General features: G+C 64.8%; 11 protein-coding genes. 7 read left to right on the top strand and 4 right to left on the bottom strand.

From position 1 onward, the window contains the following. Positions 1 to 111 precede the first annotated feature (111 nt). Positions 112 to 1,848: a methyl-accepting chemotaxis protein gene (locus LQG66_RS11265; protein ID WP_231326293.1), complete on the bottom strand. Its 1,737-nt coding sequence runs from the start codon at positions 1,846 to 1,848 to the stop codon at positions 112 to 114. A 614-nt stretch (positions 1,849 to 2,462) separates the two neighbouring features. On the opposite strand from LQG66_RS11265, the gene LQG66_RS11260 reads away from it, so the two are divergent. After that, positions 2,463 to 4,049, top strand: a complete 1,587-nt coding sequence (locus LQG66_RS11260) for a B12-binding domain-containing radical SAM protein (protein WP_231326292.1) — start codon at positions 2,463 to 2,465, stop codon at positions 4,047 to 4,049. A gap of 393 nt (positions 4,050 to 4,442) precedes the next feature. After that, positions 4,443 to 6,800, top strand: coding sequence for an efflux RND transporter permease subunit (locus LQG66_RS11255; protein WP_231326291.1), 2,358 nt, complete (start codon positions 4,443 to 4,445; stop codon positions 6,798 to 6,800). A gap of 306 nt (positions 6,801 to 7,106) precedes the next feature. Here LQG66_RS11255 and LQG66_RS11250 read toward each other — a convergent pair whose 3' ends face one another. Then, a complete protein-coding gene (locus LQG66_RS11250) occupies positions 7,107 to 7,601 on the bottom strand; it encodes a hypothetical protein (protein WP_231326290.1) in 495 nt (164 codons plus the stop codon). A gap of 425 nt (positions 7,602 to 8,026) precedes the next feature. Between LQG66_RS11250 and LQG66_RS11245 the strand changes: the two genes are divergently transcribed. The 5 genes from LQG66_RS11245 to LQG66_RS11225 all read left to right on the top strand — a co-directional run bounded on the left by LQG66_RS11245 (position 8,027) and on the right by LQG66_RS11225 (position 12,562). Beyond that, the gene (locus tag LQG66_RS11245) at positions 8,027 to 8,260 is read left to right on the top strand and encodes a hypothetical protein (RefSeq protein WP_231326289.1); all 234 of its coding nucleotides are present in this window, start codon (positions 8,027 to 8,029) and stop codon (positions 8,258 to 8,260) included. A 223-nt stretch (positions 8,261 to 8,483) separates the two neighbouring features. Next, entirely contained in the window at positions 8,484 to 9,362 is an 879-nt protein-coding gene (hpnC, locus tag LQG66_RS11240; RefSeq protein ID WP_231326288.1) for a squalene synthase HpnC, read from the top strand. Continuing rightward, the gene (gene hpnD, locus LQG66_RS11235) at positions 9,359 to 10,198 is read left to right on the top strand and encodes a presqualene diphosphate synthase HpnD (RefSeq protein WP_231326287.1); all 840 of its coding nucleotides are present in this window, start codon (positions 9,359 to 9,361) and stop codon (positions 10,196 to 10,198) included. The genes hpnC and hpnD overlap by 4 nt, the downstream gene beginning before the upstream one ends. Beyond that, positions 10,198 to 11,448, top strand: coding sequence for a hydroxysqualene dehydroxylase HpnE (gene hpnE, locus LQG66_RS11230; RefSeq protein ID WP_231326286.1), 1,251 nt, complete (start codon positions 10,198 to 10,200; stop codon positions 11,446 to 11,448). The genes hpnD and hpnE overlap by 1 nt, the downstream gene beginning before the upstream one ends. Positions 11,449 to 11,797: 349 nt before the next feature. Continuing rightward, positions 11,798 to 12,562 carry a phosphorylase gene (locus tag LQG66_RS11225; protein ID WP_425601306.1) on the top strand — a complete coding sequence of 255 codons (765 nt, stop codon included), beginning with the start codon at positions 11,798 to 11,800 and terminating at the stop codon, positions 12,560 to 12,562. Positions 12,563 to 12,674: 112 nt separating this feature from the next. Here the strand turns inward: LQG66_RS11225 and hpnH are convergent, their stop codons facing one another. Both hpnH and ispH read right to left on the bottom strand, forming a co-directional pair. Further along, on the bottom strand, positions 12,675 to 13,823 hold the full coding sequence (gene hpnH / locus LQG66_RS11220; RefSeq protein ID WP_231326284.1) for an adenosyl-hopene transferase HpnH: 1,149 nt from the start codon (positions 13,821 to 13,823) through the stop codon (positions 12,675 to 12,677). A gap of 34 nt (positions 13,824 to 13,857) precedes the next feature. Beyond that, on the bottom strand, positions 13,858 to 14,784 hold the full coding sequence (ispH, locus tag LQG66_RS11215; RefSeq protein ID WP_231326283.1) for a 4-hydroxy-3-methylbut-2-enyl diphosphate reductase: 927 nt from the start codon (positions 14,782 to 14,784) through the stop codon (positions 13,858 to 13,860). Between the last annotated feature and the right edge of the window lie 287 nt (positions 14,785 to 15,071).

The raw sequence follows: 15,071 nt of genomic DNA, 5'->3' as shown, positions 1-15,071 counted from the left end.
GGAAACGGAACCCGGAACGCGGTGGATCACCGGCGCCCCCGGCGAATTGCGCGATCGGGTGGCGGCCCCCTGAGGGCGGCCAGCCGTTCCAGCCCTTGTCAGCCAGCCCCGTCAGCTGGCCTTGCGCAGCCGCGTGTTCGCCGACGGGCCCGCGCGCAGGTTCTGGAAGAACTTCTCGACCTCGTCGGCGAGCGTCTGTGCCGTCGCGTTGAGGTCACCGGAGGCCGACAGCACGGAGGCGGCCGCCGTCGAGGTTTCGCCGATGGCGTCGCGCAGCGAGCCGATGTTCATGACCAGCGTCTGGTTGCCTTGCGCGGTCGACTGGGCGTTGACCGAGATCTCGCGGGTGGCCTGATCCTGCTGCTGGATGGCGTTGGAGATGTTCGAGGTGATCTCGTTGATGCCACGCACCGCATCGCCGATCTCGCGGACCGCGTCGACAGCGGTCTTGGTCGAGGCCTGGATCAATCCGACGTTCTGGCTGATCTCCTCGGTGGCCTTGGCGGTCTGTCCGGCCAGCGCCTTGACCTCGTGGGCGACGACGGCAAAGCCGCGGCCGGCCTCGCCGGCGCGGGCGGCCTCGATGGTCGCGTTCAGCGCCAGCAGGTTGGTCTGCTCGGCGATGGTCTGGATCAGCGTCAGCACGCCGTCGATGCGCTGGGTGGCGGCGGCGAGGCCTTCGATCTCGGTGATCGACTTCACGGTGCGCTGGCCGGTCTGTTCGACGGCGCCGGCCGATTGTCGGATCTGGCGGCCGATCTCCTCAACGGAGGTGGAGAGCTCCTCGGCAGCGCTCGCGACTGCGGAGACGTTGGTCGAGGCTTGGGACGTGGCACCGGCGGCGGTGACCGCGCGGTGGCTGGCATCGGCCGTCAGGCGGGTAATCATCTCGGCCGTGTTGCGCATCGCCACAGCGTTCTCGGTCACGGTCCGCATCACGCCGCCGATGGCGACGCGGAATTCCTCCACCGCAGTCTCGATGTGATGCGCGCGCGCCTCGCGGATCTCCGAATCCTGCGAGACCTGGGCATTGAGATCCCGGTTGTGCGCCATCGCCTGCTGGAACACGCCGATCGCGCGTGCGAGCTCGCCGACTTCGTCGGCGCGCTCGGCATGCGGCACCTCGACGTTCTCGGCACCGGTCGCGACCTGGCGGATGGTGTCGGTGATCTGCGACAGCGGGCGGGCGATCGAGCGCGCGATGATCACCACGCCGGTCACGACGAGCAGCAGCATCATGCCGCCGAGTACGGTCAGCACGAGCGAGAGCTTCCGGGCGGTCTCGGTGTCCTCGCCGATTTTCCGGCCACGCTCCACATAGACCTTGGAGAGCTCGTCGAGATCCTTGTTCAACGCGGAGCGGACCGAGCGGTTGGCGTCGTTGTCACCCCATTCGCGCCCCGCGGCGGGGCTGATCTCGTTGGCGCGGCGGACGAGCTCCTTGCGGAACTCCACGAACTGCTCGATGCGCTTCTTGAAGTTTGCAAATTGCTGCGCGTCGTCGGCCTGCACGATCGCCTGCCACTTGTCGACCACGCCAAGGATGTCCGCATTGAACTTCAGCAGCCCTTCGCCATAGCGCTTCACGACTGCGGGATCGGTCGACATGTAGACGCCGCGCGATTCCATCACGACCGCGTAGACCAGGCCGTTGACACGCTGCACGTTGAGCGCCGCAAGGTTCGCGGTCTCGATCGACCTGGTGAGCTCGGCCGCACGCCGCGAATTGTAGTCCGACAGCCAGGTGATCGCGGCCGTCAGCAGGGCGAACAGCGCGAAGATCGCATAAAGCTTGACCGCCAGGGAATGACGCGTAGCGGTCTTCGAGGACGTCGGATGTGAGGTCATGAGGTGGGGTACCGCGAAAGCCTTGCTGAGACGCCGGCGAACTTGTTTGTTAATAATTATGCAAAAGCTTCATGGAGAAAGCGTTAAGTGGACACCGCCTGTACTATGCAACCTCTGCGCACTTTTCGTTGAATTTCAATCGTCTAGGCCGGGCGTCGGGGGGCTTGGGCTCGCTGACCTCCGCTTGACTAGGGATGATCGATGCGCGCGACGACACGTCGTGCGGCCTTTGCAAGTGCATTGCAACTCAGCTTCGTGCATCGCACGTCGTCCTCGCGCTTCGAATGGTTCGGTCGGGTGTTGGTGAGGATCCGGCACGCCGCGTCGCGGTCCGGCAGGTTCTGCGGCGGCCGGATTGGGAAGGCGACGTGCCAATGGCGCAGGATGCCGGCATTGCATGGCGTTCTGCCATGGTGCGGCCGATCCGGCCACGTCCCGCCGCGCCGGGAATGGCGGGCCTCGCGCACCAGAGTTCCGGGACGCGCAGGTTCGAATTCCAATATGGGTTGGCGTCGAGGCGGGCGCAGAGCCGGCTCAACTTTTCCGGAAGGGGTGGCGAAGCGGCGCCTCTCGCCGTAAGGTAAACCAATTGCAGGTTGTCGTGAGGGCGATCGATGAGATTCGAGGGCATCGAGACGGTACGGCGCATCCTCTGCGTGTTTCCGCGCTATACGTCCTCGTTTGGAACCTTCGAATATGCCTATCCGCTCACCGATGGCACCCAGGCCTTCATGCCGCCGCAGGGGCTGTTGCTGATCGCGGCCTATCTCCCGCGTTCCTGGCAGGTGCGTTTCATCGACGAGAACATCCGGCCCGCGCGGGCGGAGGATTTCGCCTGGGCCGAGGCGGTATTCGTCAGCGGCATGCACATCCAGCGGCAGCAGATGAACGACATCTGCCGGCGCGCGCATGAATTCGATCTGCCGGTCGCGCTCGGCGGCCCGTCGGTCAGCGCATGCCCGGACTACTATCCGAGCTTCGACTATCTCCATGTCGGCGAGCTCGGCGATGCGACCGACGAGCTCATCGATCGCCTGGCGCTCGATCCGTCGCGGCCTGCGCAGCAGGTCGTGCTCCGGACCAAGGAGCGCGTGGCCATGACCGATTTCCCGGTCCCGGCCTATGAGCTCGCCGAGGTGAAGAAGTATTTCCTGGGCAGCATCCAGTATTCCAGCGGCTGTCCCTACCAGTGCGAATTCTGCGACATCCCCGGCCTCTATGGACGCAATCCGCGCCTCAAGGCGCCGCAGCAGATCATCGCCGAGCTCGACAGGCTCCGGGAATGCGGCGTCACCGGCTCCGTCTATTTCGTCGACGACAACTTCATCGGCAACCGCAAGGCCGCGCTGGATCTGCTGCCGCATCTGATCGAATGGCAGAAACGCACCGGCTACGTGATGCGGCTCGCCTGCGAGGCGACGCTCAACATCGCCAAACGTCCCGAGATCCTGGAGAAGATGCGGGAGGCCTACTTCATCACGATCTTCTGCGGCATCGAGACGCCCGATCCCGAGGCGCTGACCGCGATGCAGAAGGACCACAACATGATGGTGCCGATCCTGGAAGGGATCAGGACCATCAACAGCTACGGCATGGAGGTGGTGTCCGGCATCATCATGGGGCTGGACACCGATACCCCGCAGACGGCGGACGCGCTGCTGCAGTTCGTCGAGGAGAGCCGCATCCCGCTGCTCACGATCAATCTGCTGCAGGCGCTGCCGCAGACGCCGCTGTGGGATCGCCTGGAGCGCGAGGGCAGGCTGGTTCACGACGACGGCCGCGATTCCAACGTCAAGTTCCTGATGCCCTATGACGAGGTGGTCGCCGCATGGCGGCGCTGCATGGACGAGGCCTATGTGCCGGAGCGCTTGTACGCGCGGTACAAGCATCAATGCGACACCACCTATGCCAACCGCATCAAGGTCCCGATCAGCGACGAGATGAAGAGCTGGCCCAATGTCAGGCGCGGTCTGGTGATGATGGGCAAGATCTTCTGGAAGGTCGGCGTGCTCGGCGACTACAAGCGGCCGTTCTGGCGCTTTGCCTGGAGCCAGCTCAAGCGGGGCGAGATCGAGAACTTCATCGCGGTGGCGATGATCGCGCATCATCTGATCATGTTCGCGCGCGCCGCCTCGCGCGGCCACCAGAATGCTTCCAACTACTCGATCCGGCTGCGCGAGGCGGCCGTCCCCGCCGGATGATCGGTCCGCGACGTCCGCTGCTCGCCGCCTTTGCGCGCTCCCGGTCGTGCAGCGACCGCGTCGCATGATACCGATGCATGAGCGGGTCAGGGATCGTGTCGCCGACGGCCCGCGACCGCGGCGTCGCCGCGACCTCGTAGAGCCTTTTCAAGCGTGACAGAATCGTGGCGTGATCGGTTTTATGTCGGCTCGCCGTCTTGTGTGGTCGCGCATGCTTGCTGCCAGGGAGCTGGACCTGCTAGACGTCGCCTCGTCAAATTTTTACATGTTTTCAAGGATTAGCTCCGGCTGCAGGCCACAATGCGGTCATTTCTCCTTCGCTGAGCGGCCTTATTTCTGCCCTATGCGCTCGTGCCTCCCGAATTGGGCCGCGCCGTAACCACTGGACACCGTATGCTGGAAGTCAGGCACGACAACGAAGTTCATGTCGAAAAGGTCGAGCAGCGGCCGGTCGACAGCATCGCCTTTGGACTCGAGCGCATCGGCCTGTTCGCGGCCAAGGCGCCGATCGTGTCCTGCATCATCCTGCTCGTCCTGATCGTGGCGGCCGTGTTCGGCATCAAGCGCATCCAGATCGACGATTCGCTCAGCCAGCTGTTCCGCTCCGACAGCAAGGAATTCCACCAATACCAGGAGGTCACCAAGAAGTTCCCAGCCGAGGAATTCGACGTCCTCGTCGTGGTCGAGGGCAAAACGCTGCTGGCGCGCCAGAACCTCGAAAAGCTCCGCGACTTCGTGACCGACCTGCAGCTGGTGGAGGGGACGCGCGGCCTGGTGTCGCTGTTCTCGGCCCGTCAGGCCCCGGCGCCCGGCAGGCTGCCGGCCGCGCTGTTTCCCTCGGATCTGCCCGAGGGGGACGCGTATGACAAGTTCATCGAGACGGTGAAATCGAACGAGATCATCCGCGGAAAGCTGTTGTCGGAGGACGGCACGCTCGCGCTCATCGTGCTGTCGCTCGAGCCCAAGGTGGTCGCGTCGAACGACCTCGGCAAGGTGGTCGGCGATATCAGAAAGCTGATGACCGACGATCTCGCTGATACCGGCCTCAACGTGCAACTGTCCGGCGTCCCCGTCATGCAGCTCGAGATCCGCAATGCGGTCGAGCGCGACGGGTTGACCTACAACGTGCTCGGCATCCTCGCCGGCTGCATCATCGCCATCATCTTCTTCCGCAAGATCTCCTTCATGATCGTGGCGGCGTTCCCGCCACTGATCGCGATCATGCTCGCGCTGGGCGCGCTCGGCTGGGCCAATTTCAATCTCAACATGTTCCTGAACGTGATGACCCCGCTGATCATGGTCATCAGCTTTTCCGACTCGATGCAGCTGACCTTCGCCGCACGCGATCGGCTGATCGCGGGGCAGGACAAGGTGACGGCGTTCAGGAATGCCGTGCTGGTGGTCGGACCGGCCTGCGTGCTGACCCACGCCACGGCGGGCATTTCCTTCATCGCCCTGCAGTTCTCCGACAGCGACCTGATCCGCAAGTTCGGCGAGGCGGGGCTCGCCGCCACCATCATCGCGCTGCTCGCCGTGCTGTCGCTGGTGCCCGTGTTCGGCGTGCTGCTGGTGCGCAACGAAAAGACGTTCGCGGTCAAATTCCAGGGCGCCGATGCCGGCGTGCAGGCGCTGCGCAATTTCTGCTACTGGATCGCGGTGCGCATGGTGAGCCGGCCCGGGCTGTTCAGCCTGATCGCCGTGGTGTTCGTCGGCTCACTGGCGGTGGTCTATGCGAGCCTCGAGCCACGCTACCGCCTCGCCGACCAGGTGCCTGACAAGCGCCAGGCCGTGGCAGCCAGCAACCGGCTGGACGCCAAGCTCACCGGCGCCAATCCGGTCAACGTGCTGATCCAGTTTCCGAAGGGCGCCTCGCTCTACGCGCCCGACACCCTGCAGACGATCGCCGACGTGCACGCTACGGTCGAGAAGACGGCCGGGGTCGGCAATGTCTGGTCGGTCGAGACGCTGCGGCGCTGGCTCGCGGAGAAGGCCGGCTCGTCTGATACGGCGACCTTGCAGGAATATGTCAGCCTGATCCCGGAGCATCTGGTGCGCCGCTTCGTCGACAAGGAGCAGGACGCGGTCGTGGTCGCGGGCCGGGTGCCAGATCTCGATTCCAGCCAGCTGCTGCCGGTCGTCGACAAGCTCGATCACGAGCTCGACACGGTCAGAAAGGCGCATCCCGGCTTCGAGATCGCAGTCACCGGCCTCGCCGCCATTGCCGCGCGCAACTCCGCCAGCATGATCGAGAAGCTCAATCATGGACTGACGATCGAATTCGCGCTGGTGGCGATGTTCATCGGGCTGGCCTTCCGCTCCTGGGTGGTGATGCTCGCCTGCATCCTGCCCGGCATCTTCCCGGTGGTGATGTCCGGCACCGTGCTGTGGGCGATGGGGGAGGGGCTGCAATTCGCCAGCGTGGTCGCGCTCACGGTCTCCTTCGGTCTCGGCCTGTCGGCGACGATCCACTTCCTGAACCGGTTGCGGATGGAAAGCGCGCCCGGGGTCACCTCGGCCGTCGCCGTCGAGCGCGCCACGGTGCTGGTCGGACCGGCGCTGATCCTGACCACGGTGGTGCTGGCCTGCGGCCTCGTTGTCACCGTGTTCTCCGATCTGCCCTCGCTGCGGCTGTTCGGCTGGCTCAGCGCCTTCTCGATGGTCGCGGCGCTGTTTGCCGACCTGTTCATTCTCCGGCCGACCGCGATGTTCCTGATCAACCTGTCGCAGAAGCTGAAGCGGAAGCCGGTGTGAGAGACGTGGTCTGAGCCCAACACACTGCTGTCATCGCCCGCGAAGGCGGGCGATCCTGTACGCCGTGGCTCATCGGTTCAATTACTGCAGCCTCTGGAATACGGGGGCGCCCGGTCCCGCCTTCGGCTTCGACGCGGCCGCGAACTCAAGGGCGCGCCGGAGCTTTAGCGAAGGCGGCAAGCCGGGCGACGACAGCGGGGGCTTCAACCTGCACCTCGCCTCGTCGGTGCCTCAGCCAAAAAACAAACGGCCCTGACATCGTCAGGGCCGTTTCCGCTAGTCAATGGCTGATGGGAGCGCGACCGCTCAGGTCTTGGACATCGTGATGTTGACGCCGCGGATCTCACCCTTTGAGGAGATCTGCACCACCTGCTTGTTGCCGCTGGTCTTCAGGGTGATGCTGGCGGCGAAGCCGGCGGCCTGCACGAACACGTCGATCTGGCCGTTGCCGGCGGTGCCCTGCAACTCGCCGTTCACGTTGCGGCTCGCTTCGCTCCAATTGCCGGAGATGCGCTCCCCCTGGCTGACGACGTCACTGGTCAGGTCAAACTTGTAGCTGTCGCTGGCGCAATGCAGGCTCTGCTTGAGGTTCACGCCGGCGACCTTGTAGCTGGCTTTGCAGCGGATCCGCTCGGTGGTGCCGTCGGACAGCGCGACGGTGCCGTTGCCGGACCAGGAGCCGTCGAAGCCGGCGAACGGGCCCGTCTGCGCACGAACTGCCGACGCCGACAGGATCAGCGCTACGCCGAGACCGGCGGCCTTGACGACGCGCCCGGAAAAAGGTGAGCCGAACAGTTTCATATCGAGTTTCCCATCCAAAATGACACCGTTGTGCAGGCGTGTGTTGCCGCTTCGAACACTTGGTGTTCTCGCCGAACGTTAGGTTCAAATGACGGCCAGCAGGCCTTCGTCGCTAAAGCTGCTGCAGAGCTCGCTCGCAGGTCCCGACGGCGCTGCATCTAACGGTCCGCGCGGCATGCTTGCAACAGCCAAATACGAAAAACGTGTTCCGAAAATAATGCCCTAGTATCAACGCCTTGTTTATGCCAAAGCTGTGATGCCCGAGCTTGAGCGGCTTGGGATCATAGGGCGTGAATTTGGCCGCATTTGGCAGCGTACCTCCGGCGCTGGGGGGGCTTGCGGTCCTTGCCAAACGAAACAGGTGTTTCCCGGGCAGCATCGGCGATCCCGGGAGGTCTCCTCTGCTGTCAAAATGAAGGAACACGATGCGTAAGATTTTCCTGGCACTTTCTCTGCTGTCGCTGTCCGTTTCCACCGGTGCGTTCGCGCAAGGCGCGCGCGGAACGGCTGAGGAGCAGGCGGCTTGCACGCGTGACGTTCAGAAGTTCTGCCGTGCCGTCATCGATCAGGGTGACTTCACGATCCTGGCGTGCCTGAAGGAGAACCGCCCCAAGATCAGCCCGGCCTGCGATCAGGTGCTCAAGACCCATAACCAGTAAGCCGTTGCCGTTCGGAACGTCGTTTCCGAAGCCGTTTGGTTAACGCCCGCTGGCCTGCCTCGAGAGGCGGGCCGGCGCCACCGGCCGTGGTGGCGGGGCGATACGGATTGCATTGGTTTTGACTGGATTTTCGCCTATATGAAGGCCAGCAATCCGTTCGCATGAGCGAAGCGGCGGGCATCGTTTGCTGTAGCGCCCTTTCAACCTGATAGCTGTTTCGTCCATGACCACCGCGAGCGATTTGCGATCCGGCAAGACACACCGGGACGAGAACTTTCCGGTGGCGTCGTGGATCATCCGACCCGAGCATCGGGCGCTGATCCTTGCCTTCTACAATTTCGTGCGGACGGCCGACGACATCGCCGATCATCCGACCCTGCCGGGCGAGGAAAAGCTGCGGCTGCTCGATCTGCTCGAGGCCGAGCTGACGGGAACGGGCGAGACGCAGGATGTGGCCGTGAGCCTGCGCAGGGCGCTTGCCGCGCGCGGCATGCCGCCCCGCCACGCGGTGGATGTGCTGGTCGCCTTCCGCATGGACGTGACCAAGCTGCGCTATGAGACCTGGGACGAGGTCATTCACTATTGCCGTTATTCGGCGATGCCGGTCGGGCGCTTCATGCTCGACGTGCATGGCGAGTCGATTTCGACCTGGCCGGCGTCGGATGCCATCTGCGCCGGGCTGCAGATCAACAACCACCTGCAGGACTGCGGCAAGGACTACAAGGCGCTCAACCGCGTGTACCTGCCGCGCGATGCGCTGGCCGAGGCCGGCGCGACCGTCGAGATGCTCGGCGAGGCCAAGGCGCCGCCGCCGCTGCTGTCGTGTCTGCAGAAGCTTGCCGTGCGCAACGCGGCGCTGCTCGACGAGGGCAGGGGCCTCAACAGCGGCGTCAAGGATTTCCGCTTCGGGCTGGAGATCGCCGTGATCCAGGGCTTCGCGGACCGCATCGTGGGGCTGCTCAAGGTGCGCGATCCCTTGAGCGAGCGCGTGCATCTGAGCCCATTGGCCATGCTCGGTCACACCCTCGCGGCCGTTGCGGGCGAGATCGGCCGCCGTGCGGTCGGCCGCCACCCCGTCACCAAATCGGCGGCCGGCGCATGACCCTCGAAGCGACCGCAGACGGCGTCGACCACGGCACGGCCGCGTCCGGCAGCTCGTTCTATGCCGCCATGCGCATCCTGCCGCGCGCCCAGCGCGACGCGATGTTCCAGATCTACAGCTTCTGCCGCGAGGTCGACGACATCGCCGATTCCGACGGCCCACGGCCCGAGCGGCTGGCGGCACTGCAGAAGTGGCGCGACGACATCGACGCGCTCTATCGCGGCAATCCGCCGCCGCGTCTGAGCGACTACGCCGCCTCAGTGAAGACGTTCGGGCTGAAGCGGGAGGATTTCCTCGCCATCATCGATGGCATGGAGATGGACGTGCCGCAGGAGATCCGCGCACCCGATCTCGCCACGCTCGACCTTTATTGTGACCGGGTGGCGAGTGCGGTCGGGCGGCTGTCGGTGCGCATCTTCGGCATGCCCGAGGACGACGGAATCCTGCTCGCTCACCATCTGGGGCGGGCGCTGCAGCTCACCAACATCCTGCGCGATATCGACGAGGACGCCGGCATCGGCCGGCTCTACCTGCCACGTGAGGCACTGCTGTTCGCCGGCATCACCGGCGATGATCCGGTCAAGGTCATGCAGGAGCGCGCGCTGCCCAAGGTCTGCAACTCGGTTGCCGTCAGGGCCAGGACGCATTTCGAGAAGGCCGACGAGATCATGCGGCGCAACCGCCGACGCGCCGTGCGCGCGCCGCGGATCATGTCGAAATACTACCGCGCCGTGTTCGAACTGCTGCTCGAACGCGGCTTCGCGCTGCCGCGCGAGCCGGTGCGTGTGAGCAAGCTCACCAAGCTCGGCATCATCCTCCGTTACGCTCTCATCTGATGAACAAGACCGCTCACATCATCGGTGCCGGAATCTCCGGCCTTTCCGCCGGCGTGCGGCTCGCCAATGCGGGCTATGCCGTTCATGTCCACGAGGCCACGCAGCAGATCGGCGGGCGCTGCCGTTCCTATTACGACGCTGCGACCGACCTCGTGATCGACAACGGCAATCACCTGCTGCTCTCGGCCAATCACCACGTGCTCGCCTATGCCCGCGCGATCGGCTCGGAGGCCGGGCTGGTGGGGCCGGAGAAGGCGGAGTTCGCCTTCGTCGACATCCGGACCGGACAGCGCTGGCTGCTCGATCTCGGCAATGGCCGGCTGCCGCTGTGGGTGTTCGACGAGAGCCGCCGCGTGCCCGATACGAAGCTCGGCGACTATCTTGCGCTGTCGCCGCTGATCTGGGCCGGCACGTCGAAGACGATCGGCGACACCATCCCCTGCAAGGGGACGCTGTATGATCGCCTGGTGCAGCCGCTGCTGCTGGCGGCGCTGAATTGCGATCCGCCGGAAGGCTCGGCCGGGCTGGCCGGCGCCATCGTCCGCGAGACGCTGCTCGCCGGCGGCCAGGCTTGCCGGCCCCTGATCGCGCGCGATGGCCTGTCGGGCGTGCTGATCGACCCGGCGGTCAAATTCCTGGAAGGCAAGGGCGGTAGCGTCCGCATCGGCCGCGAGCTTCGCGGCCTCGATCAGACCGGGGGCCGTGTGACCGGGCTGCGCTTCGGCGGCGACGAAACCGTCGCGCTCGGGCCGTCAGACGTCGTCGTGCTGGCGGTGCCGCCGCGACCCGCCATGGCGCTGCTGCCTGGGCTGACCGGGCCGACCAAGTACCGCGCCATCGTCAATGCCCATTTCCGCATCACGCCGCCGAAGGACGCGCCGGCACTGCTCGGTGTCGTCGGCGGCCTGGTCGAATGGCTGTTCGCCTTCCCGCAGCGGCTCTCGGTCACCATCAGCAACGGCGATCGCCTGGTCGACATGCCGCGCGAGCAGCTGGCCGCCGCGATCTGGGCCGACGTCTGCAAGGCCGGCGGCATCTCGGCCGAGCTGCCGCCCTGGCAGATCGTGCGCGAGCGCCGCGCCACCTTCGAGGCCACCCCGGAGCAGAATGCCCTGCGTCCCGGCGTGAAGACGGCGTTCGGCAATCTCGCTCTGGCCGGCGATTGGACCGACACCGGCCTGCCGGCGACCATCGAGGGCTCCGTGCGTTCCGGCGACCGGGCTGCGGATCTGCTGCTCGGGCGACGCTGACCAGCGGTGCTGTCTTCTCGGCGCGTCGGCTGGCGGCTCGGCCGGTCTGGACACGCGCCCGTTCACCGATTGTCACATTTCCGTGGCTCGGTTCTTGCTTCGAGTTCCATCGGCGGTGGAGCCTGTGCCGATCTTGTTCCGGGTTGGAACAGCGATCGGCGGGACCAAATGGCAACACCAGGCAAAAAACGCATCGCGTGCGGGTGCAGTGCGGCGCAAACAGGGTTTCCTCGCGGATTTTTTCTGCGTAATCCTCGGTTTGTTAAGCTCTTTCCGCTCTGGCGCCGCTGCGGTTGAGGCTTTGAACAACTGACGTAGCGACGTCGAACAGAGTGTCAGAGGTCGGATTGTGAAGTTGGGGATGGGGGACGAGACGTCCGCGGATCGCCCCATTGATCCGCGGCCGGTTTTGGTCGTGACGGGACTGGTGCAGGAGGCCCGGATTGCTGCCGGGCCCGGCATGATGGTCATCTGCAGCTCGAGCGATCCCAAACAGTTGCGCTCGCTGCTTACGGTATTCGATCCGACCTCGATCCGGGGCGTCGTGAGCTTCGGCGTGGCCGGCGGCCTCGATCCGAGCCTCAAGGCGGGCGACATCGTCGTCGCGACCGAGGTGACAGCCGGCAACGCGCGCTGGCTGTCCGGACTGTCCCTGCGCGAGGAGCACATTGCGCGTGCTGCGCTGAAGAAGCGCCGCGTCGTGCGCGGCGTGCTTGCCGGGGCCGAGGAGGTCGTGGTGGCACAGGCTCGCAAGGCGGCGCTGCGCATGAAGACCGGTGCCGCCGCGGTCGATATGGAGAGCCACATCGCGGCCGCTTATGCCGCTCAGTACGGGCTTCCTTTCGCGGCGCTGCGGGTCATCTCCGATCCTGCCCATCGCACGCTTCCGTCGCTCGCCAAGGACGCCATCAAGCCGAACGGCGATATCGACCTGCCGATGATCCTGCGCGGCGTCGCCCGCAACCCGGCCGTGCTGCGCGGCCTGGTGTCGACGGGCATCGAGTTCAATCGTGCCCTGCGCTCGCTGCGCGGCGCCCGTGACCTGCTGCTGAGCGGCCTGCTGGCGGCCGAGCACTTCCTGGAGAACGAGGCGATGGCTGCAGCCGAGGCGTGAGCGATTTCGCTCCGCTGACGGTCAACGCCATCCTCGGTTGAGACGTCATCCCAACGAAAAAGGCCGCCGATTGCCCGGCGGCCTTTTTGTTTGTTTCGGACTGGTCCGTGCGTCAGGCCGCGGTGGACGCCTTCTGCTGGGCTTCGAGCGCCTCGTCGCGGCGGATATCGGACAGGCGCTTCTGCACCTCGGACGAGAACACGTACTGCGCCGGGCGCTGTTTGGAGAGGTCGATCTCCGGCGCCATCGGTCCCGTGGTCTTGACGCCGCGCAACGACACCCACATTGCCTTCAGCGGGTTGGTCAGCGCTGCATCGGCGGCGGTGGCCTCATAGCCGCAATGCGCCATGCAGTCGGCGCACTTCTCGTACTTGCCGGTGCCGTAGGTCTCCCAGTCCGTGGTCTCCATCAGCTCCTTGAAGGTCTTGGTGTAGCCTTCGCCGAGCAGGTAGCACGGCTTCTGCCAGCCGAAGATGTTGCGGGCGGGCATGCCCCAGGGCGTGCACTCGAACTCCTGGTTGCCGGCCAGGAAGTCGAGGAACAGGCCGGAATGCATGAAATTCCACTTCTTGCCCTTGCCGAGCGCGAACACGTCGCGGAACAGCTGCTTGGTCTTGGTGCGGTTCAGGAAGTGCTCCTGGTCCGGCGCGCGCTCATAGGCATAGCCCGGCGACATCGTCACGCCGACGCCGAGCTCGGTCGTGAAGTCCATGAACTTCGCGATCTCCTCGGCCGGATGGCCGTCGAACACCGTCGCATTGACGTTGACGGTGAAGCCGCGGGCCTTGGCCGCCTTGATCGCCGACACCGCGCGATCGAACACGCCCTTCTGCGACACGGCCTTGTCGTGATGATCGCGCAGGCCGTCGAGATGCACCGAGAAGAACAGAAAGGGCGAGGGCTCGAACAGATCGAGCTTCTTCTCCAAGAGCAGCGCGTTGGTGCAGAGCGAGACGAACTTCTTGCGCGCAACCAGACCGCGCACGATCTCGCCGATCTCCTTGTGGATCAGCGGCTCGCCGCCAGGGATCGCCACCATCGGCGCACCGCATTCGTCGGCGGCGTCCCAGCACTCCTGCGCCGACATGCGGCGGTTGAGAATCGCGTCGGGATAGTCGATCTTGCCGCAGCCTGCGCATGCGAGGTTGCAGCGGAACAGTGGCTCCAGCATCAGCACGAGCGGATAGCGTTTACGGCCGAGAAGCTTCTGCTTCATCAGATAGGCCCCGATACGCAGTTCCTTATGGAAGGGGATTGCCATTACGTCTCTTCTTTCTGGACCAAACGAGATGTGATCAGCCCGCGACCAGCTCGGCCGGCAGGCGGAATTCGATGTTTTCTTCCCGACCCGGGACCACCGAGACCTCGACCGGTCCGATGCGGCGCAGGGCCTGTATCACGTCGTCAACGAGGACTTCGGGGGCCGAGGCGCCGGCGGTGATGCCGACGGCCTTGGCGTCCTTCAGCCAAACCGGATTGAGCTCGCTGCCATCAGCGATCAGATAACTCGGGATCCCGGCCTCGGTGCCGATCTCGCGCAGTCTGTTCGAGTTGGAGCTGTTGGCGGCGCCCACCACCAGGATAAGGTCCACCAGTCTACTCAAGTCCCTTACCGCAGATTGGCGGTTCTGTGTCGCATAGCAGATATCCCGGATATCGGGGCCTTGAAGGTCTGTAAAGCGGGTCTGAAGGGCCGAAATGATGTCTTTCGTGTCGTCCACGCTGAGGGTGGTCTGGGTGATATAGGCCATTGGCGTGTCGAGCGGCAGGGGCAGGGCGGCCACATCGGCCACGTTCTGGACCAGGTAGACCGGGCCGGGAACCTGACCCATGGTCCCCTCGACCTCGGGATGGCCGGCATGCCCGATCAGCACCAGGGTACGGCCCTTGGACATGTAGCGCTTGCCCTGGTTGTGGACCTTGGTGACCAGCGGGCAGGTGGCATTCAGCACCGGCAGGCCGCGCGCGGCCGCCTCCTCCTCCACCGTTCGCGCCACGCCATGGGCGCTGAACACGGTGACGGCGCGCGGAGGCACCTCCGAGAGGTCCTCGACGAAGATCGCGCCCTTCGCCTTCAGGCTCTCCACCACGTATTTGTTGTGCACGATCTCGTGGCGCACATAGACGGGCGGGCCATACTTCTCCAGCGCGCGCTCGACGATCTCGATGGCGCGCACGACCCCAGCACAAAAACCGCGCGGTTGCGCGAGATACACCTGCATTGGACGTCCGTCAGTCACGTTGCCTCACTTTCGACCCGTCACCTCCGCGCGTACGATCGGGTTGCAATATCCGCACCAGGCGAATGCCCCAATTGGCCCGCTGACACACATGGAAAGCGCAGGGCTTTGTGTCAAAAATGGAGCGGGGAGGAAAGCCGGATTGCAAGTCGATCGCATGTGACACGTAGCACACAGTGCGGAAATTCCTGCAGGTAAATTAGTAATTATAGATTAATTGAATTAACTGAGTTACTTACGCTCTCACTCGTTCGTCACTTTACCGCCGA

It is taken from the genome of Bradyrhizobium ontarionense (assembly GCF_021088345.1).
Lineage (GTDB): Bacteria > Pseudomonadota > Alphaproteobacteria > Rhizobiales > Xanthobacteraceae > Bradyrhizobium > Bradyrhizobium ontarionense.
The sequence above is the reverse complement of the archived record's forward strand: the minus strand, read 5'-3'. Positions and strand labels throughout refer to the sequence as shown.